Below are 20040 nucleotides of genomic sequence, written 5' to 3'. Positions count from 1 at the left end.
TTGTTCTGTTGCTACGAAGGCTTGATCAAGCCGGAATTGCCTCTGCCGGATGGTGCTCGAGACCCATCCGGCAGAGGCAATTCTGCATCAGTTCGGGCCTTCAGCCGCCGGCGAATTTTTCCGAGGTGCCGAGATCGATCGGCAACGCGATGCCGGTGATCCCGCGGCCGGCCGGCCCCACCAGATAGAACACCGCATCCGCAATCACCTCGGGGTCGACCCACGGGTGGGGCAGCAGATTCAGCTTCGACATGATCGGAGCGGTATCGGCGAGGACAGGATTCTCCAAGTCTGGACGGAACGCACGAACCATCGGTTCGTTGTCAATCATCGTCGTACGCACATTGCCCGGGTGTACGGAGTTGACTCGGATGTCTGCCCAGCCGAGTTCGTTGGCCAGAGACTTCGCCAACCCCCGAACGGCGTGCTTGGACGCGGAGTAATGTGCAATCCCCGGCACGCCTCGAAGCCCGGCCATCGAGCTGATCAACACGATGGATCCACCTCGATTGCCGTTCATGATGTGCGGAATCGACACCTTGGTCGTCAACCAAACGCCGGTGACGTTGATGTCCATCAGCTCGCGGAACTCTTCGGCGCTCAGGTCCCAGGACAATTTCGCCGACGCCGCGATTCCCGCGTTGGCGATCACGATGTCCAGTCGGCCGAGCTTCTCGACCCCCGCGTCGACCGCTGATTTCAGGGCATCGAGGTCGCGAGTGTCCGCGACGGACGCGACGATGCGCCGGCCCTGAGCTTCGACCAGGGCGACGGTCTGGGCGAGGTCGGCTTCGGTGGCCATGTCGTACCCCGCTGTTGCGACCGGCGCGCACAGATCCACCGCGATGATGTCCGCGCCCTCGGACGCGAGCTTGACGGCATGCGCGCGCCCTTGACCACGCGCCGCTCCGGTGATGAATGCGACCTGACCGTCCAAATTGCCCATCGAACTTCCCCTGCCCGTCTGAATCGTTGAAAACTGGAACGTGTTCATACTGCTACGTTCGGTGCGAGCCAGGCAGGGGAATTCTCTGAATCCTTATCCGCGAAGGAGTTTGGACAACTCGTCCAGTACGCTCGCGTCCTCGATGGTCGACGGGACCGTGTACTCCTCGTTGTCGGCGATCTGCCGCATGGTCTTGCGGAGGATCTTGCCGGAACGAGTCTTCGGTAGTGCGGCGACGACGGTGACGTCCCGGAACGTGGCGACGGCACCGATCTGGTCTCGCACCCGCGCGACCAGTTCCTGTCGGAGTGTTTCGGGATCGATGTCGACGCCGGACTTGAGCACGACATAACCGCTCGGCCGTTGCCCCTTGAGTTCGTCGTGAATGCCGATGACCGCGCATTCGGCGACAGCCGGGTGGCCGGCGACGACGGCCTCCATGCTTCCGGTCGAAAGGCGATGTCCGGCAACGTTGATCACGTCGTCACTTCGTCCGAGCACGAAGACGTAGTTGTCCTCGTCGATGTACCCGGAGTCGCCGGTGAGGTAATAGCCTTCGAAAGTCGACAGGTAGGACTTCACGTACCGGTCCTCGTCACGCCACAGTCCGGCGAGTGTTCCGGGAGGAAGCGGCAGGCCGATCACGATGTTGCCCTCGGTGCCCGGACCCACGAGTTCGCCCTTGCCGTCGACGATTTCGACGCGGTATCCGGGGCAGGCGACGGTGGGTGAGCCTGCTTTGATCTCCATCGGTTCGAGGCCGCGCAGGTTCGCGCAGATGGCCCAACCGGTTTCGGTCTGCCACCAGTGATCGACCACCGGGCGATCGAGAATCCGAGTAGCCCACTCGTAGGTGTCGGGATCCAAGCGCTCGCCGGCCGCGAACAGTGTGTCGAGCGACGAGATGTCGTACTTGGCAAGCTCTTTTGCGTCCGGGTCGGCCTTGCGGACCGCGCGGATCGCTGTCGGAGCGGTGAAGAGTGCCGACACGTTGTATTCGGAAATGATGCGCCAGAACGCACCGGCGTCGGGGGTGCCGACGGGCTTGCCTTCGTACATGACCGTCGTGGCTCCGGCGAGCAACGGTCCGTAGACGATGTAGGAGTGGCCGACCACCCAGCCGACGTCGGAGGCGGTCCACCACACCTGTCCTGGGCTGATGTCGTACAGATTCTTCATGGTCCACGTCAGCGCAACGGCATGGCCACCGTTGTCCCGGACGACGCCCTTGGGCTTACCGGTCGTTCCCGAGGTGTAGAGGATGTAGAGCGGATCCGTCGCGGCGACCGACACCGGGTCGGCCGGGGTGGCGTCGGCGATCAGCTCGTCCCAGTCGAACCAGGCTGCGGCACTTGACTTGTAGTCGGAAGCTGCACCGGGAATCTGCTCGCGATTCTTCACGATCACGGTGTGCGCGGGAGTGGCGGACAGTTGCAGAGCCTTCTCGACCATCGGCAGGTACTCGATTGTTCGTCCGGGTTCGAGGCCGCCGGACGCCGTCACGAGCACCACTGGACCGGCGTCGTCGATTCGCGTTGCGAGCTCCTTGGCCGCAAAGCCGCCGAACACCACCGAATGCACAGCGCCGATTCGCGCACACGCGAGCATCGCGATCGCAGCCTCGGGGATCATCGGCATGTAGATGATCACGCGGTCGCCCGCCACCACACCCTGATCTTTCAAGACGCCGGCGAAGAGTGAGACCTGCTCGAGCAATTCGGCGTAGGTGTACGTGGCCTTGGTGGGTACCATCGCGGAGTCGAAGATCAACGCGGTCTGATCGCCGCGGCCGTCGCGGACGTGCCGATCGAGGGCATTGAAGCTGGTGTTGAGCGAAGCATCCGGGAACCAGCGATAGATCGGCGCGGCAGAGTCGTCGAGAGCCTTGGTGGGGGCGACATCCCAGTCGACGGCCCGCGCAGCGTCGAGCCAGAACTTCTCCGGCTGATCCATGCTCTCGCGATATGCGTCGGCATACGTGGTGTGGGACGCCTGCTCGGAAGAGCTCATCGACGTGTGTCCTCTCGTGAACTTCGCTTACCGGTGACCTGAAACACCTTAGGTCACCGTCAGTGCGGTGCGCCTCAGTAGCGGTGCGGGTACCGTCCCTTTGCGCCGGGCGGGCCTGTCCCGTCGGCCAGTGGCGCGCAGGGGTGGGATAGGCCAGGGACTGAAAGGGGGGATCGATGTGACAGGTGCAGCGCAACGCGCAGGCTTCTGGGGAGTCCTCGCTCTGCGTGACTTCCGACTTCTGTGGACCGGCGACGCAGTCAGCGGTATCGGAAACGGTGTCACGACCGTCGTACTGCCGCTGATCGCGCTTCGCGAACTGGACGCGAGTAGCTTTCAGATCGGTGTGCTGGCATCAGCAGTGTGGTTGCCGTGGTTGATCGTCGGACTACCAGCCGGTGCCTGGATCGACCGGCTGCCTCGGCGCCCGATCATGATGATCGCGAACGCTGCGTGCGCGCTGTTCTTCGCGAGCCTCGCGATCGCCGGCTTCCTGGAGGCGATGACATACGGCCACCTGCTCCTGGTCGCGCTGCTCACCGGTACAGCCACCGTCTTCTTCCAGGCGGCCTATCACTCGTATCTCCCCACGGTGCTCGCCGAAGCGGATCTTGTCGAAGGGAACTCGAAGATTCAGGGCGCCGAGGCCGCAACTCGGGTGATCGGCCCAAGCGTCGGTGGGCTGGTGGTTGCAACTGTCGGGCTCGCGGCCGGTCTGGTTGTCGACGCGTTCACGTTCGCCTTCTGCTTCGTATGCATCTGGCTGATTCGTGTGCAGGAGACCGTCCATCGCGGACAGAATCAGCGAGAACCGTTGCGACGCCAGATTGCGCTCGGACTGCGATTCGTCGCCGGTGATCCGTATCTGCGGTCGATCGTCGTCTACGGCACTCTGCTCAATTTCGGTCTCACCGGGTACTCCACGATCCAGATCGTGTTCCTGGAAAAGACGGTTGGCGTGGGGGAGTTCGGACTCGGGCTTCTCCTGGCGATTGCCGGGGTGGGCGGAATTGTCGGATCGATGATCGCGCGCCCGCTCGGCCGCAGATTCGGCACTGCCCGAAGCGTTCTCACCTGTCAGTTGGTGACGGGACCGTTCATCCTGTTAGCACCTCTGACGACGTACGGTGCCGGCCTGTTCTGGTTCTGCATCGGCGGCATGGTGATGGTTGCGGGCGTCGTGTCGTGCAACGTGGTGCTCGGCAGTTTCCGTCAAAGTTACTGTCCGCCGGACCGCCTCGGACGAGTGGTGGCAACGAGTATGTTCCTGCTGCACAGCAGCATTCCGCTCGGCGCGCTGACGGCAGGCTACCTCGGCGACGCAGTGGGACCGCGCGGGACGATGTGGATCATGGCCTGCCTGATCGCGCCGTGCGGATTGGTCTTGCTCTTCAGCCCCCTCCGCGGAATCCGCGATCTACCGAGTCGGCCTGCGATCTCACTGCGGTAGAGCCGCGGCGGCCTCTTCGCTACGAATCGCGATGCGAAGAGTCGCGAGCATGAACAGCGACACTGCGAAACCGAAAAGCGCGCCGAACTGGTCCTGCGTGAACAGATAAACCTGCGTCACCAGGAGGCTCACGATGAGGGATGCACGCAGGAGTCTCAGGGCTCGCAGGTACGGACCGCGGAAGAGGAACCACACTCCCAGAACCACAAGAACTCCGGTTGCGACGGTGGAGATCTGGACCACCAGGTCGGAGACGTCGTCGGCCTCGACGACGTTCTCGGAAACCAACGCGTAGATCACCTGGACAATCGCCAGAAGAGCCTGCAGTACGAACAGGGTCAGTACCAGTCGGCGGACGACCCGGTGCCGGAGCAGTTCCTCGGCACGGTGGAAGAACGCGTTGCGGCCACGAGTGATCTTCGATTCGATACCGCCGGTCGGCGGAGTCTGTGAATGCAGGCCGGCTTTGATCGAATCGACGAGGTCGGTGAGGCTGCGGTCTTCGACGCCGTCGAGTACGCGGAGGGCGTGGTTGTACTGGATCTCGTCGAGCTGACCGAGAGCGAGGTCCGAGAGCGCTCGCGCCCCGATGGCGAGCCGATGACGATCATTCATTCCGCGCCGAATCACCACCTCGCGCGCGGCAAGATAGAAGAGAACGAAGACGACGTACATGATCGCGATGGCAGGCTGGTAGAAGTAATCGACGTCGGCGGTGACGAATTTTCCGACCTCGTCAATGAAGAGACCGAACCCGATTCCGCCGACGAGCGTGGCCAGGTCACGCGTGCGAGAGCCTTCGGTGATGGCGGTCGCCACGATGGCTACGGCCATCAGCAATCCGCCCCAGAGAACGTGTGCGATGTGGAGGGCGCCGCCCCCGATCTGGGGATAGCCCGTTGCCGCCAGATATGCGCGGGTGATCAGCACGGTGGCGATGCCCGCGAACAGGAACAATTCGAAACGAGCGAGTGCCGCGCGGTCGTAACTGTGCGGCAGCGTCAGCGCATTCCGGTCCTTCGTCGTCATTGCGGAACTCCCAGGTTTCGATAGCGCGCGATACGGGAGGACTGGCGATCGGTGTCCGACTCTTCGGCAAGCACGAAGAGTTCGTGCGCTATCGCAGCCCCTACCCTCTTGGAGAATTCCACGGGTTCGTCGGCCGCGTCAGGCGTTTCGGGAATGATCGCGTCGATCACGCCGTCTCGAAGCAGATCCAACGAACGAATGCCCTGCGCTGCCGCCATCTCCGGTGCGTGACTGATGTCGCGATGGACGATCGCGCTTGCGCCTTCCGGCGGCAGGGGAGCGAGCCACCCGTTCTGTGCCGCGAGTACCCGATCGGCGGGCAGCAGCGCGAGCGCCCCGCCGCCTGTTCCCTGGCCGAGCAACACCGACACTGTCGGGGTCTTCAGCGTCACGAGGTCGGCGATGCAACGGGCGATCTCAGGGGCCAGTCCACGTTCTTCAGCTTCTTTGGACAGCGACGCGCCCAAAGTGTCGATCACGAGGACAAGCGGGAGTTGTAGTTCTTCGGCAAGTTTCATGCCCCGTCGCGCTTCCCTGAGCGCGGCCGGTCCCATCGTGGTGAGCGCGGATTGGCCACTGCGGTCCTGGCCGAGCAGGATGCACGGAAAGCCTCGGAAGCGGGCGAGCGAGAGCAAGATCGTCTTGTCGGTTTCACCCTGCCCGGTGCCGCTGAGCGGTACCTGTTCAGTTGCGGCATGGCGGAGCAACTGCCGGATGCCGGGTCGATCGGCCCGGCGCGAGAGCATCACCGACTGCCAGGCGGGAACATCGGGAATCTCGGGTGAGGGAATCGGGTCCGTGGCCGCCGGGGCCGGGGGATCGGTGAGCACGCACAACGCTCGGTTGACCAGCAGACGGAGGCGGTCGACGGGGACGACGCCGTCGATCACGCCGTTGCGATACAAGTTTTCGGACGTCTGGATACCGTCGGGAAACTGTTCGCCGTACAGGGATTCGTAGACACGGGGTCCGAGGAATCCCACCAGAGCACCGGGTTCCGCGACGGTGATGTGGCCGAGGGATCCCCACGAGGCAAAGACCCCGCCGGTGGTGGGATTGCGCAGGTAAACCAGGTAGGGCAGGTGTGCCGCTTTGTGAACAGCCACTGCCGCAGCGATCTTCACCATCTGAACGAAGGCGACGGTGCCCTCCTGCATCCGCGTTCCGCCGGAGGTGGGCGAGGCGAGCAGCGGGAGTTGTTCTGCCGTAGCACGTTCGACGGCGGTCACGATCCGCTCGGCCGCGGCGACTCCGATGGAACCGGCGAGAAAGCTGAATTCACAGGCAATTACCGCGACCCGACGGCCCCGAACCGTACCCACACCGGTGACGACGGACTCGTCAACTCCGCTCTTCTCGCGGGCCTTCGCCAGGTCTTCCGCGTATTTCGCGCCAGGTCCGACGTCGACGGGCGGGGAGTCCCAAGAGACGAAGCTCTCGGGATCGAGTACCGCAGTGAGTAGTTCTTCGGCCGAGATTCGCACAACGTCCTCCAAGTAAGCAGCACCCCGTCCAGGATGAACCTACCTGGACGGGGTGCTGCCGGGATCGTGTGGCGTCAGTTGTGTGCCGGATAAATCAGCGTCCGAACGCCTCTTTCCACGAAACGACCTTGCCGATGCGAAGGATGGAGCGCTGGTAGATCTTTGCCGCGATCATCGACAGCGCAGCGGTCACCACCAGCATCAGCAGAATCGTTCCCACGATCTGGAACGGAGAAGCAACACCGGCGGAAATGCGCAGGGGCATGAGGATTGCCGAGAACGGCGGAATCCAACTCAACACGTTGCTCAGGGTTCCTTCTGGATTGCTCACCGAAACGAAAGCCACGCTGACCATTGCCATGACGAGCAGCGCGAGAGGCATCGCGGTGGCGTTGACGTCCTCCTGTCGCGAGACCATGGACCCGGCGGCGGCGTACAGCACGGCGAAGAAGAGGAAGCCGAGAATGAACCACCCGAGAGTGCCGAACAGAACGCCGATTGCGGTGCCCGTCACGGTCAGGACGCCCGTCGCCAGTCCGGTGGCGACGCCCGCGACGGCATAGGCAGCCATCTGCATCAGGCCGACAGCACCGATTCCGAGAACCTTGCCCCACAACAACTGCAGTGGACGGAGAGTGGAGAGCAGCAACTCGACGACACGGCTGGACTTCTCCTCGACGACGCCCATCGCCACGTACGTTCCGAACAACAGGATCTGCATGTACAGGAGCACCACAGCAGCGATCGACATCGCTATACGTTGGCCCTGTTCGGGATCCGGGGGATCGATGGCATCGATGGTGACCACTGCGGTGGACGTGGCTTCGGCGAGCTGAGCCGGGTCGATCCCCGCAGCGGAAAGCGCATTCGATTGTGCCTGCTGTGCAACGGAACTCTCGATGACGGCCCGCAGATTCGTGGCTACTTCCTTCTTGGTCACGACAGTGACGCCGCCGCCCGATCCAGCGATCACGGCCACGTCGAGGTCGCCGTCCTTGACTTGATCACGCGCGGTGCCGTCGTCGGAAACCTCCGTTACCGTCACCGGATTTCCGAGGGTGTCGCCGATGGACACCATCGTGGCACTGAGTGATTGGTTGCCGACCAAGCCGATCTTCGACTTGTCCTCGTCGCCGCCGGAGAAGAGCGAGAAGGCGATGATGCCGCCGATGATCGCGACCAGAATGATGACGTTGCTGATCACAAAACTCTTCTTCGAGATCTGCGTCATGAATTCGCGTCGGGCGACCAACCCGATGGCTCGACCTCCGCTCAACTGGTTGCTCATGCGGCTACTACCTCTCGGAACAGATCGGTCAGTGACGGACGTCGTAGCGTGAACTCGTGCACCGGCCCGGTTTTCAACGCTGCATGCAGGATCTGCTGATCGTCGGCGGTTCCGTCGACGCTCAGGAGCGTTCGACCGTCGAGGTGGCTCAGCGTGGTGACACCGATCAGATGGTGTGCCCAACCGACCGGCGCGTCAGGGGCGAAGACTTCGATTCGGCCGTCACCCTTGCCTCGTAGCTCGTCGACGGTTCCGATCTCTCGCATGCTGCCGCGGCTGATGATGCCCACGCGATCGCATAAGCGCTCCACCAGATCCAGCTGATGGCTGGAGAAGATTACGGGAACACCGGTGCGAGCCTTCTCGACCAACACGTCACTCATGACATCGACCGCTACGGGGTCAAGGCCCGAAAACGGTTCGTCCAGAACGAGTACCGATGGGTCGTGAACCAGCGCCGCTGCGAGCTGCACACGTTGCTGATTACCGAGGGACAGGGAATCGACGGTGTCCTTGACGCGTTCGGCGATGCCCAGACGTTCGGTCCACCGCTCAGTGGCCGCGTGCGCGTCGGCCTTCGAGAGTCCGTGTAGCTCGGCCAGATAGGAAAGTTGCGCTCCCACCTTCATCTTGGGGTAGAGGCCGCGTTCCTCCGGCATGTATCCGATAGTGCGACGCACGTCGAGGTCGACAGGTTTGCCGCCGAGGCGAACTTCTCCCGAATCTGCTCCGAGCACACCCAGCGCAATGCGCATCGTGGTCGTCTTGCCGGCGCCGTTGCTGCCGACGAATCCGAAGATCTCGCCTGGGCGCACTTCGAAACTCAGGTTGTCGAGTGCGACGACGTCGCCGTAGCGTTTCGAGATGCCGTCGATCGTGAGGGTGGCTGACATGGGTCCTTCCCATCGGTCGAGTGGTGCGCTTCGGTAATACGGGTCAGAGATCGAACTCTTCCGAATCAATCGGATCCGGGTCTGGATTGGTCCACGAGAGAATCATCGCGGGCGTGCACGCGCCGATCAGCATTGCAGTCAGTGCCAATAAACCTCCCGTGTAAGGCAGCCTCTCTACATTCCACTGCACCGACGAGGTGAAAATGAGGAAAATGGCGACAATGAAGACCAACGTTTGGGTCACGCTGAGCCCGACGGAGCGAGCGTCGTTGCGTTGCTGGATCTCCCATTCGTCCAACGCCTGCCGCGGAGCATCCCCTTGCCGGCCCGACACGATTTGAAGTGAGGACCACGTCGGCAGGAACAGCAGGGTGAGGACCGGCCATGCCACGGCGAAGAGCGGATTGAACAGGCATGCTGTGCTGACGGCAACCATCGTGGTGAACAGGACCGCCAGGGCGACGACGAGTACGCGCCGACGTCGACGGGTTCGCCAATTCGGGAGCCAATGTCGGAACGTCTCCTCGTTCTGCAGGAACCGCCGAGTGCGGTGGGCCTGGTAGCGGTCGATCAGATTTGATTCAGGCACTTGGCTTTTCACTCCCCTCGGTAGTGCGGTCAGATCGGTAGACCTCCGTCGACGGTGCATTCCGGTAGACCTCCGTCGACAGCGGCCCGAACTCCGTCCGGGAGAACACCGCCTCCACCGGGAGGTCGAACACCCAGCAGATTCGGAATGCAAGATCCAGGCTGGGGTAGTGGTCACCGCGTTCGAGTGCCCCCACCGTCTGCGGATTCACGTCGACGAGTTGCGCAAGCTGTGCCCGGCTCATCTTCCGCTCGGCGCGAAGCACTCCGATGCGATTGAAGATGGGGAGCGCGTCTCCCCGCCGGACTGGGCTCATGCATCAAAGTGTTGTAAAAACCCAACAGTTTGTCAACACGAACCGCGATTGTTCCGCTTCTGGGGCGTGCCGGCGGATAAGGTTCGGGCAACGGAAGGGGCTTGGCATAGTGGTCGAACAGTTGGTGCTCGAAGAGTCCGGCCTGGTCGTGCAGGTGTGCGAGGATGGTAGCTACTGCGTGGGACCGCAAGGGCGCGAAGCGGTCTGGCGCGATCCGATGGAGAAGGGTGCAGTCATCGGTATCGGGCAGCACACTCCGGGGGATGTGGAAGGCGAATCGTGGTGGGTCGTGTACGGCCAGTCGGACATCGGGGCGGACGTCACCGTTCGACTCGAGGACGGGTCGCACGTGCCGGTTTCGCGCCTCGGTGAGATCTTCGCCAGTGAATGGGTGAGTACCCCGCAGCAGGCGTTGCTGTACCGGTCCGATCGCCCGGTGGAGTCGCAGCCCACTAAACTGTCTGTGCTGTTCGCCAGGCCGAAGTTCATGCCCAAGGCGGCGTTTCCGGAGAATGATCGCTTGTAGTTGAAGCGAGCTGCCGTCGGGAGGCTGGCAGCCATTTTCTCGAAACATTACGGTACGTACTGTACTGTTTTGGAATGACAACTTGGCCGAACGACCTCGCAGTAGTGCAAGTGCGCGTAGCGCGACCCACCGACAGGCTCGACGACGTGATTGCGTTCTATCGCGACTGTCTGGGATTGCCAGAGCTCTACCGGTTCTCCGGTCATGCCGGGTACGACGGAATCATGCTGGGTCTGCCGGATTCGAACTATCACCTCGAATTCACGACCCACGAAGACGGAAGCCCGTGCCCGGCGCCGACGCAGGACAACCTGTTGGTGCTCTACTTCGCCGGCGAGTCGGCGATGTACGAGGTAGTTCAGAGGTTGGGGGAAGCAGGGCACGAACCCGTTGGCGCCGAGAATCCGTACTGGGAGGAGAATGCGGGGATGACTTTCGAAGATCCCGACGGCTGGCGTCTGGTGCTCATGCCGCGGCCGGTGCTGTAGATGGTGCGCGCCCGCGACGAGCGGATCGACGACGCCGTTCTGGCGGCAACCCTGGAGTTGTTGGGGGAGAACGGATATGCGGAGCTGTCGATCGGTTCGGTGGCGACGAGAGCGGGCGTGCATCGACCCGCCATCTACCGGAGATGGCCGTCGAAGCGGCATCTGGTGGTCGACGTTGTCGTGGCGCACATCGGTACTGATCCAACGCCGGACACCGGCGATCTCAGGGCAGACCTGATCGCCGGCATCACGACATTGGTTGTGGGACTGAGTGAAACGGTAGTCGGTCGGATCTTGCCCGCGTTGGTCGCGGATCTGGCGGCGGACCCGGAATTGGCGCGGGATTTCCAGTCGGCATTCTTTCAGCCTCGACGCGATTCCACTGCGGCAGTGCTGGAATCGGCGCGGCTACGCGGCGACATACGGAGCGACTTCGACCTGGACTTCGTCCTGGACGCGCTGGCGTCGCCGATCTATTACCGAGCGTTGTTCCGTCACCTACCGCTGGACGCGCTCCTGGCCGAGCAGTCCGTCGATTCTGTGCTGCTGACGTTGACTCCCCACGAAAATTCTTGAAGCCGTTTCGATTCAGTTCAATTCGACTGGATCGGGTCCGACACGGCTGTCGGTGTTCAGCGCTGCGATGGCAGCTGACTCGTCGGTATCGAGTGCGAAGTCGAAGATTGCGGCGTTGTCGCGCATACGGGCAGGCGTGACCGACTTCGACAGAACGGTGTGGCCCTGTTCGAGATGCCAACGCAGAATGATCTGTGCCGGGCTCTTGCCGTGTGCTGCAGCAATTTTCCCGATGGCCGGGTCGTCGAGGATAGTTCCCTGTCCCAATGGGCTCCAAGCCTCGATTTCGATGCTGCGACTTCGCGCGTACTCCCGTGACGCGTGCTGTTGCAGTCTGGGGTGCAATTCGATCTGGTTGACGGCCGGGGTGGTCGCGCTGTGCTGGGCCAGCAGTTCGAGGTGCTCGGGCAGGAAGTTGGACACGCCGATCGCACGGGTGCGGCCGGAGGCGAGAATTTGCTCGAATGCCGCCCAGGTCTCGACGAACAGGCCCTTTGCCGGCGCGGGCCAGTGAATCAGATAGAGGTCGACGTAGTCGAGTCCGAGCTTGTCGAGGCTGGTGTCGAAAGCGGCGAGTGTTCGGTCGTGGCCCTGATCGTCATTCCACAGCTTGGTGGTGACGAACAGCTCTGACCTAGGGATATCCGAACCTGCGATGGCGCGGCCGACTCCGGCTTCATTTCCGTAGATCGCGGCCGTGTCGATGTGGCGGTAGCCGATCTCGAGAGCTGCGGCAGTGACCTCTTCGGTCTGTGCGTCCGGTACCTGGAAAACGCCGTACCCGAGTTGCGGGATGGTGATCGGCTCGCCGGTGGTTCCGTGAGTCAGTGTGCGGTCGGGGATCGACAACATTGAAGAGTGCCTTTCGGGACTGGGATGTGGCAGCTCGACGGGGGATCATGTCATCCGCGGGCCACCTATGCCGCGCATGCAACTATTGCGTGCGCCTGATAAATAGTTGCACACGCGGGTTGTCTGCGCAAGCAGAGTCGATCGGCTACTCCTCGAAGAGCTGTCCGTTCTCCATTCGCCACCGGCGCGTGCTTCGGGTGGACTGCAGCATGCGTCGATCGTGAGTGACCAGAAGGAGGGTTCCCTCGAACGACTCCATTGCCTGCTCGAGCTGTTCGATCGCCGGAAGGTCGAGATGGTTCGTCGGCTCGTCCAGTACCAGTAGGTTCACGCCGCGAGCCTGGAGCAAAGCAAGTGCAGCCCTTGTTCTCTCGCCGGGGGACAGGGAAGCGGCAGATCTGAGTACGTGGTGTCCGCGCAGGCCGAACTTGGCGAGGAGAGTGCGGACATCGGCATCGGGCCAGTCCGGAACCTGCGCACCGAAGGCCTCCACGACTGGTTGATCACCTTCGAACAATCCACGCGCCTGATCGATCTCACCGATCGCGACACCGGAACCCAGCGACGCGATGCCCTCGTCCGGGACGAGTTTGCCGAGCAGGACGTTCAGGAGGGTGGTCTTGCCTGCCCCGTTCGCGCCCGTGACGAGAATCCGATCACCCCAGTCGATCTGCGTCGTGACCGGACCGAACGTGAACTGACCGCGAGTTACCTTGGCGCCGTTCGTGGTTGCGACAACGGAACCGGACCGCGGCGCCGCCGCGATCTCCATGCGAAGTTCCCACTCCTTGCGCGGTTCCTCGACCACTTCGAGTCGCTCGATGCGGCGTTGAGTCTGGCGGGCCTTCGCGGCTTGCTTCTCCGTCGACTCGGTCCGCAATCCGCGTCCGATCTTGTCGTTGTCCTTGGCTTTACGACGCGCGTTGCGGACGCCGTGTTCCATCCAGTTGCGCTGCATCTGTGCGCGATCTTCGAGATCGGAGCGGGTGCCTGCGTATTCCTCGAACGCCTCGCGTGCGTGCTGGCGGGCGATCTCGCGTTCGGCGAGGTACGACTCGTAGCCGCCGTCGTACACGGCGATGTCCTGTTGTGCCAGATCGAGTTCCACGATTCCGGTGACGGTGCGCGAGAGGAACTCGCGATCGTGGCTCACGACAACCAGTGCTGCGCGCGTCTCGGCGACAAATCGCTCCAACTGCTCGAGACCGCGTAGGTCGAGATCGTTGGTGGGCTCGTCCAACAAGAGAATGTCGTAGCGCGAAAGCAACAGTGACGCGAGGCCGGCGCGCGCGGCCTGACCGCCGGACAATGCCGTCATATGTGCATCGAGTGGAACTCCGAGACCGAGTTCTTCGACCACCTTCTCGGCGCGCTCGAGCAGGTCGGCGCCGCCGAGAGCGAGCCAGCGTTCCAGTGCAGGGGAGTACAGATCCTCTTCGGCTTCGGCCAGGGTTTCGGCTGCGGCGTTCATGACTTCCTCGGCGTGGGCGACGCCGGTGCGGCGGCCGAGGAACTCGAGGACGGTCTCACCCTCGATGCGATCGGGTTCCTGCGCGAGGTAACCGACCGCAGCATCCGGCGGGCTGAGGATGATCGAACCTTCGACGTCGGCAGTTCCGATTCCGGCCAGTGCGGTGAGAAGCGTCGACTTGCCGGCGCCGTTCGCGCCGACGAGGCCGATGACGTCGCCGGGGGCAACGGTGAGATCGAGGTCGGAGAACAGGGTGCGTTCTCCCCGGGAAGCAGAGAGGCCGCTGATGCGCAGTGTTGCAGTCACCTGAGAAGTATCCCCGGTGCTGTGCGCCTTTATTAACCGCGGGCGGTTAATAAAGGCGCACAGCAGTCAGCCACGGACCAGGTGATACCAGCACGGATGTGCCGCACGGACCGGAAGTGGCGATTCACTCACGTCCGCGGCCATGCTCGAGGCCATCGACCAACCGTCGAATGCTCGCATGACGTCCTCCTCCGAGACGCCGTGTGGCATCGGCCAACGGTGCCCCGGTCCGAATGCGAACATCACCATGGACGCCCCGGGTGCGGTGATCGCGTTTACGGATCTCCCGTAGTCCCGTCGTTGATGATCGGTGAGCCCGTGAAAACAGCCGATGTCGAGCACCAGCATGTGCCCGCCGTCGACAGCAATGTGCAGGTCTGCCGCGTCCTCGTGGAGGAACCGGACGTCGACGTGTGCTTCACGCGCGCGTATGCGCGCTTTGTCCAGCGGTTCCTGTTCGGCGTCGACGCCGGTGACGTGCCACCCGCGTTGCGCCAGCTCGATGGAATGGCGTCCGGTGCCGCAACCGATATCGAGTGCACGGCCACCTTCCGGGACGGGAATCGCATCCAGAAGGCCGGACAGTTGAGCGTCGAACCCGTGCCCGGTGTGCTCCCACGGAGTGACGCCGACCTTGTAGGCGAGACGATATGAAAGATTCATCGCTCTCTCTTTTCTCGAGGCGATTCCAATACTTGTCTTCCAAGGTAGACCGGCATTTCGGGCGGTACAAGGGCACTGCCCGGAGGTTCGGCGGGGAATGCCTCCCGGCCCTCGCGCGTTGGATCCACATATGACCGAGACCAACGATGTGACCTCTGTACCGACCATTGTTCTGAACGACGGTAAGACGATCCCCGCACTCGGATTCGGTGTGTTCCAGGTTCCGGACGACGAGACGCAGGAAGCCGTCTCCACCGCCCTGAAGACCGGCTACCGCAGTATCGACACCGCCAAGATCTACGGCAACGAGGTGGGCGTCGGCCGCGCGATCGCCGAATCCGGCATCGCCCGCGAAGACCTCTACATCACGACAAAACTGTGGAACGACGACCAAGGCTACGACTCGACGCTTGCGGCATTCGACGCCAGCCTCGACAAGTTGGGTCTCGAGTACCTCGACCTGTACCTGATCCACTGGCCGGTTCCGTCCAAGGACCTGTACGTCGAGACGTTCAAGGCATTCCAGAAGCTCAAGGCCGACGGACGGGTTCGATCCATCGGTGTCTCCAACTTCACCATCGAGAACCTCGAGCGTGTCATCGGTGAAACCGGTGAGGTGCCGGTCCTCAACCAGATCGAGCTTCACCCCAAGTTCAACCAAGCCGAACTGCGCGCCTTCCACACCGGCAAGGGAATCGCGACGGAAGCGTGGAGCCCGCTCGGACAGGGAACCGTTCTCGGCGACCCCGTCATCACCGCTATCGCCGACGCTCATGGCGTCACCGCGGCTCAGGTGATCATTCGCTGGCACCTGCAGATCGGAAACGTGGTGATTCCGAAGTCGGTGACCCCCGAACGTATCGCCGCCAACTTCGATGTCTTCGGATTCGAACTGACACCGGAACAGATCAACGCGATCGGTGCTCTCGACGACCCGGCCGGCCGCATCGGCCCCGACCCGGTCACGCTCGGCAGCTAGTACTTCCGGCAGACCCACAAACGGCACTCCCACAATTGCGGGAGTGCCGTTTTGTCGTGCGAGGTCAGTTCAGGTGTGTGCGATGTTCTGCGGTGAATGCGATGTGCTCGTCCGCGCGTCCGGTGCGGAGCTTCTCGACCCACTCGGGATCGGCGAGCAGCGCGCGCCCGATGGCAACCATGTCGAATTCACCCCTCTCGTACTGAGCTTCGAGACGCTCCAGTCCGGTGACAGCAGATGCAGCTTCGCCGGTGAATGCCGTCGTGAACACGGAATCGAGTCCGACCGAACCGACGGTGATGGTCGGCAACCCGGTCAGCTTCTTCGTCCAACCGGCGAGGCCGAGTGTGCCGTCTTCACCGTCGAGTTCAGCGAATGCCGGTTCCCAATGACGCCTCGTGGACGGATGCAGAACGTCGACGCCGGCGTCGACCAGGGGAGTGAGGATGCGGCCGAGTTCTGCCGGGCTCTGGGCGATACGAGCGTCGTAATGGCCGGACTTCCACTGCGAGAATCGGTAGACGATCGCGAACTCGTCCCCGACGGCCTCTCGGATTGCGGCGACGACCTCGGCCGGGAAACGGGTGCGGGCCTCGAGTGATCCGCCGTAGCCGTCGGTTCGGACATTGGTTCCCGCCCAGAGAAATTCGTCGAGCAGGTAGCCATGTGCTCCGTGCAACTCGAGACCGTCGAACCCGGTGTTCTTCGCGTTGAGTGCGGCGTCGACCCACGACTGCTTCAAGTCGTCGAGGTCAGAGGTGGTGAATTCTCGTCCCAGGCGGGTGCCGTCCAGTGCCAGGCCGGAGGGGCTGACGGTTTCGACCTCGGGGTTCAGGCGTGAGTTCTCGCCGCGTTCGACTCCGAGGTGCCACAGCTGAGGAATGATCGATCCGCCTTCGGCGTGGACGGCGTCGACGACCGACTTCCAGCCACCCAGGCTCGAATCGCCGTAGATGCGCGGTACGCGGGTGTGCGGGCCGGCTGCCGGGTCCGGGATGTACGTGCCTTCGGTGATGATCAAGCCGACACCCCCTGCTGCGCGACGACGGTAGTACTCGGCTACGTCGGCGCCGGGGATTCCGTCCGGCGAGAAGGCGCGCGTCATCGGGGCCATGGCGAAACGGTTACGCAACGAGAGTGATTTGACCTCGAAAGGCTCGAAGAGGCCGCGCAACGCGGAGGCCTCGGGTGCTGTCGATGTGTCGGGAAGAGTCACGGGTTTGTTCAACGCGGCGGACCCTCGACCTATTCCGCCGCCTGACTTTATCTCACCGAAATCTGCAAAAGGTTGCGTACGTTCGGTTTTCGATAGTTGCTCACGTCGACCACACTTAGTTTGTGCATTAACTATTAACATGCGATATGGTCGTGCGGAAAGTTCTTGAGGCGGTATCGAGCACGAAAGAGGACGCGCGAGCATGACGACAACGGTGCCGGACGAGCGGACCGGAGAGTTGGAGCCGATTCCGGAGCGGCCGTACCCGAAGCGCCGTGATCCCAAGGGGTCGTGGATGTTCGACATGATCAAGACCACCGATCACAAGAAGATCGGGATCATGTACATGATCACGGCTTTCGTGTTCTTCCTGATCGGCGGCCTGATGGCCCTGTTCATGCGTGCGGAACTGGCTGTCCCCGGGATGCAGTTCCTCTCGAACGAGCAGTTCAACCAGTTGTTCACCATGCACGGCACGATCATGTTGCTGCTGTACGCGACGCCCGTCGTTTTCGGCTTCGCGAACTACATACTTCCGCTGCAGATCGGTGCCCCGGACGTGGCGTTCCCGCGTCTGAACGCATTCGGATTCTGGCTCTTCACTTTTGGTGGTCTCATCGTTCTCGGCGGATTCCTCACGCCGGGCGGCGCTGCCGACTTCGGTTGGACCGCGTACACCCCGTTGTCGGGCGCGGTGCACAGTCCCGGCGTCGGCGCCGACCTGTGGGTCTTCGGTCTGACGGTCGGTGGCCTCGGCACCATTCTCGGTGCGGTCAACATGATCACCACCGTGATCTGCCTGCGCGCACCAGGTATGACGATGTTTCGGATGTCCATCTTCACGTGGAACATCTTCATCACCAGCATTCTGATCTTGATGGCGTTCCCGCTCTTGACCGCTGCGTTCATGGGTCTGTTCGTCGACCGTCATCTCGGTGGGCACATCTTCGACCCGGCGTCGGGTGGAGTTCTGTTGTGGCAGCACCTGTTCTGGTTCTTCGGTCACCCCGAGGTGTACATCATCGCGCTGCCGTTCTTCGGCATCGTCTCGGAGATCTTCCCGGTCTTCAGCCGTAAGCCGATCTTCGGGTACACCGGATTGGTCTATGCGACACTGGCGATTTCAGCTCTGTCGATCGCGGTGTGGGCTCACCACATGTACGCGACGGGTGCTGTTCTCCTGCCGTACTTCTCGTTCATGACGTTCCTGATCGCCGTGCCGACAGGTGTGAAGATCTTCAACTGGATCGGCACGATGTGGAAGGGGCAGTTGACCTTCGAGTCGCCGATGCTGTTCTCGGTCGGCTTCTTGATCACCTTCCTCTTCGGTGGTCTGTCGGGTGTCATTCTCGCGAGCCCGCCGATCGACTTCCATGTCACCGACACGTATTTTGTCGTCGCCCACTTCCATTACGTGGTCTTCGGTACGGTCGTGTTCGCCACGTACGCCGGTATCTACTTCTGGTTCCCGAAGATGACCGGTCGCATGATGGACGAGCGTCTCGGCAAGTGGCACTTCTGGACCACGTTCGTCGGTTTCCACGGCACGTTTCTCGTTCAGCACTGGCTCGGCGGCGAGGGGATGCCGCGTCGCTATGCCGACTACCTGCCCTCGGACGGGTTCACGGTGCTGAACTCGGTGTCCACGATCTTTGCCTTCGTGCTCGGTGCCTCGACGCTTCCGTTCATCTGGAACGTTTTCAAGAGCTACCGCTACGGCGAAGTTGTCACCGTCGACGATCCGTGGGGTTACGGAAACTCGCTGGAGTGGGCAACCACCTGCCCGCCGCCGCGTCACAACTTCACCGAGTTGCCGCGCATCCGCGGTGAGCGTCCGGCGTTCGAGCTGCACTACCCGCACATGGTGGAGCGAATGAGGGCGGAAGCGCACGTGGGTCTCACCGGGCAACCCACGTCGACGTTGGAGAAGAGTGACGATCATCGCCAGATTGATTAGTGCAATAATAGTTGCTGCACTAATTAATCTGATAACATCGGATTCATGACGACGAAGGCTCCGCAGACGCAGATGGATGATCCGCTGGCTCTCGACCGGCAGGTGTGCTTTGCACTTGCGGTCGCGAACCGGGCGGTGCTGTCCGTCTACCGGCCACTGCTCGAGCCGATGGGCCTCACGCATCCCCAGTACCTGGTGATGCTGGCACTGTGGGGAAAGTCGCCGATGGCGGTCAAGGAAATCGGGCAGGCACTGCAACTCGATTCGCCGACGCTGTCGCCGCTCCTCAAGCGACTCGAGGCGTCCGGGCTGATCACGCGAACCCGTAGCCGCGCCGACGAACGGCAACTGGACGTGGACCTCACCGAAGCCGGTGTGGCACTGCGCGCGGAGGCGGAGAAGATCCCGCCGGCGGTTGTCGCGAAGCTCGGCGTCAGCCTCGCCGAACTCGAAGAACTCCACAACGTTCTGACGCGGGTCAACGAGGCCGCGCTCCGCGCCGGAGCCTTGGACCAATGAGAGAAATGTGATGACTGCATCCGAAAGAAACGTGATGACTGCGTCAGTACCGTCGATGCGTACCGAACAGGTGACTTCCGTGACTTCCAAAAAGCAACGTACGAGCCCGAATCCTCTTCAGTGGTTGGGTTATTCAGTGGGGCGCAAGCTGCCCGATTCGATGCAGGACTGGGTACGAAACGACCTGATCGGTGACTGGGCCGTGCCGCGTCACCTGATCCGAAGCATGGTGCCGTTCATTCCAGTGTTCGCGGCTTTCATGCTCTTCCCCGGACCGTGGGCCCTGCGGGCATCGATGGTGCTGCTCGGAGTGCTTCTGGCACTGTTCTATTCGGTCTCCTACATGGCTCAGAACAGGTCGCGTCGCCTCGAGCGTCACGGTTTGCCTTCCGACCTCGAGAACCCGAAGAAGATCTCGCGCCACGACGCCGAGAAGGCCGCCTACGAGAAGTTGCACGGCGGCCCCGCGACGTAGACACCTC

General features: G+C 62.5%; 20 protein-coding genes. 8 read left to right on the top strand and 12 right to left on the bottom strand.

What is annotated here, in order from left to right; all coding sequences use genetic code 11:
• Positions 1 to 100 precede the first annotated feature (100 nt).
• Entirely contained in the window at positions 101 to 946 is an 846-nt protein-coding gene (locus RHP72_RS22130) for a mycofactocin-coupled SDR family oxidoreductase (RefSeq protein ID WP_020970454.1), read from the bottom strand.
• 93 nt (positions 947 to 1039) lie between these two features.
• Positions 1040 to 2956: a propionyl-CoA synthetase gene (locus RHP72_RS22125; protein WP_003940009.1), complete on the bottom strand. Its 1917-nt coding sequence runs from the start codon at positions 2954 to 2956 to the stop codon at positions 1040 to 1042.
• A 178-nt stretch (positions 2957 to 3134) separates the two neighbouring features.
• Between RHP72_RS22125 and RHP72_RS22120 the strand changes: the two genes are divergently transcribed.
• Entirely contained in the window at positions 3135 to 4406 is a 1272-nt protein-coding gene (locus tag RHP72_RS22120) for an MFS transporter (protein WP_311093802.1), read from the top strand.
• Here the strand turns inward: RHP72_RS22120 and RHP72_RS22115 are convergent.
• The 6 genes from RHP72_RS22115 to RHP72_RS22090 all read right to left on the bottom strand — a co-directional run bounded on the left by RHP72_RS22115 (position 4395) and on the right by RHP72_RS22090 (position 10005).
• Positions 4395 to 5435 carry a hypothetical protein gene (locus tag RHP72_RS22115; RefSeq protein WP_020908745.1) on the bottom strand — a complete coding sequence of 347 codons (1041 nt, stop codon included), beginning with the start codon at positions 5433 to 5435 and terminating at the stop codon, positions 4395 to 4397. The two genes, RHP72_RS22120 and RHP72_RS22115, sit on opposite strands and share 12 nt — an antisense overlap.
• A complete protein-coding gene (locus RHP72_RS22110; protein ID WP_151098115.1) occupies positions 5432 to 6919 on the bottom strand; it encodes a carboxyl transferase domain-containing protein in 1488 nt (495 codons plus the stop codon). Before RHP72_RS22110 ends, RHP72_RS22115 begins: the two co-directional genes overlap by 4 nt.
• Positions 6920 to 7013: 94 nt before the next feature.
• Positions 7014 to 8207, bottom strand: coding sequence for an ABC transporter permease (locus tag RHP72_RS22105; protein WP_007733417.1), 1194 nt, complete (start codon positions 8205 to 8207; stop codon positions 7014 to 7016).
• Positions 8204 to 9100, bottom strand: a complete 897-nt coding sequence (locus tag RHP72_RS22100) for an ABC transporter ATP-binding protein (protein WP_003939757.1) — start codon at positions 9098 to 9100, stop codon at positions 8204 to 8206. Before RHP72_RS22100 ends, RHP72_RS22105 begins: the two co-directional genes overlap by 4 nt.
• A gap of 43 nt (positions 9101 to 9143) precedes the next feature.
• Positions 9144 to 9689, bottom strand: coding sequence for a hypothetical protein (locus tag RHP72_RS22095; protein WP_003939943.1), 546 nt, complete (start codon positions 9687 to 9689; stop codon positions 9144 to 9146).
• The gene (locus tag RHP72_RS22090) at positions 9682 to 10005 is read right to left on the bottom strand and encodes a helix-turn-helix transcriptional regulator (RefSeq protein WP_003940147.1); all 324 of its coding nucleotides are present in this window, start codon (positions 10003 to 10005) and stop codon (positions 9682 to 9684) included. Before RHP72_RS22090 ends, RHP72_RS22095 begins: the two co-directional genes overlap by 8 nt.
• Positions 10006 to 10114: 109 nt before the next feature.
• Between RHP72_RS22090 and RHP72_RS22085 the strand changes: the two genes are divergently transcribed.
• The 3 genes from RHP72_RS22085 (at position 10115) to RHP72_RS22075 (ending at position 11595) form a co-directional block, all read left to right on the top strand.
• A complete protein-coding gene (locus RHP72_RS22085) occupies positions 10115 to 10531 on the top strand; it encodes a hypothetical protein (RefSeq protein WP_083056918.1) in 417 nt (138 codons plus the stop codon).
• A gap of 74 nt (positions 10532 to 10605) precedes the next feature.
• The gene (locus tag RHP72_RS22080; RefSeq protein WP_021332241.1) at positions 10606 to 11019 is read left to right on the top strand and encodes a VOC family protein; all 414 of its coding nucleotides are present in this window, start codon (positions 10606 to 10608) and stop codon (positions 11017 to 11019) included.
• Positions 11020 to 11595 (top strand): TetR/AcrR family transcriptional regulator, encoded by a 576-nt coding sequence (locus tag RHP72_RS22075; RefSeq protein WP_054827331.1) that lies wholly within the window; start codon positions 11020 to 11022, stop codon positions 11593 to 11595.
• A 12-nt stretch (positions 11596 to 11607) separates the two neighbouring features.
• On the opposite strand, the gene RHP72_RS22070 is transcribed toward RHP72_RS22075, so the two are convergent.
• The 3 genes from RHP72_RS22070 to RHP72_RS22060 form a co-directional block, all read right to left on the bottom strand.
• Positions 11608 to 12447, bottom strand: coding sequence for an aldo/keto reductase (locus RHP72_RS22070; RefSeq protein WP_054827330.1), 840 nt, complete (start codon positions 12445 to 12447; stop codon positions 11608 to 11610).
• 145 nt (positions 12448 to 12592) lie between these two features.
• The gene (locus RHP72_RS22065) at positions 12593 to 14224 is read right to left on the bottom strand and encodes an ABC-F family ATP-binding cassette domain-containing protein (protein WP_030535395.1); all 1632 of its coding nucleotides are present in this window, start codon (positions 14222 to 14224) and stop codon (positions 12593 to 12595) included.
• Between the two features lie 66 nt (positions 14225 to 14290).
• Positions 14291 to 14887: a class I SAM-dependent methyltransferase gene (locus RHP72_RS22060; protein ID WP_064687575.1), complete on the bottom strand. Its 597-nt coding sequence runs from the start codon at positions 14885 to 14887 to the stop codon at positions 14291 to 14293.
• A gap of 130 nt (positions 14888 to 15017) precedes the next feature.
• On the opposite strand from RHP72_RS22060, the gene RHP72_RS22055 reads away from it, so the two are divergent.
• On the top strand, positions 15018 to 15866 hold the full coding sequence (locus RHP72_RS22055) for an aldo/keto reductase (RefSeq protein WP_037128502.1): 849 nt from the start codon (positions 15018 to 15020) through the stop codon (positions 15864 to 15866).
• 64 nt (positions 15867 to 15930) lie between these two features.
• On the opposite strand, the gene RHP72_RS22050 is transcribed toward RHP72_RS22055, so the two are convergent.
• Positions 15931 to 17082 carry an NADH:flavin oxidoreductase gene (locus tag RHP72_RS22050; RefSeq protein ID WP_007733403.1) on the bottom strand — a complete coding sequence of 384 codons (1152 nt, stop codon included), beginning with the start codon at positions 17080 to 17082 and terminating at the stop codon, positions 15931 to 15933.
• Positions 17083 to 17284: 202 nt separating this feature from the next.
• On the opposite strand from RHP72_RS22050, the gene ctaD reads away from it, so the two are divergent.
• The 3 genes from ctaD to RHP72_RS22035 are packed head-to-tail and all read left to right on the top strand — an operon-like array spanning position 17285 to position 20033.
• On the top strand, positions 17285 to 19039 hold the full coding sequence (gene ctaD / locus RHP72_RS22045; RefSeq protein WP_311093801.1) for a cytochrome c oxidase subunit I: 1755 nt from the start codon (positions 17285 to 17287) through the stop codon (positions 19037 to 19039).
• Positions 19040 to 19084: 45 nt separating this feature from the next.
• The gene (locus RHP72_RS22040) at positions 19085 to 19558 is read left to right on the top strand and encodes a MarR family winged helix-turn-helix transcriptional regulator (protein ID WP_003939892.1); all 474 of its coding nucleotides are present in this window, start codon (positions 19085 to 19087) and stop codon (positions 19556 to 19558) included.
• 55 nt (positions 19559 to 19613) lie between these two features.
• Positions 19614 to 20033: a DUF5313 family protein gene (locus RHP72_RS22035; protein WP_042451127.1), complete on the top strand. Its 420-nt coding sequence runs from the start codon at positions 19614 to 19616 to the stop codon at positions 20031 to 20033.
• Positions 20034 to 20040: the final 7 nt, after the last annotated feature.

The organism is Rhodococcus sp. SG20037, from assembly GCF_031763325.1.
Taxonomy (GTDB): domain Bacteria; phylum Actinomycetota; class Actinomycetes; order Mycobacteriales; family Mycobacteriaceae; genus Rhodococcus_F; species Rhodococcus_F qingshengii.
This window is presented reverse-complemented; position numbering and strand designations above follow the sequence as displayed.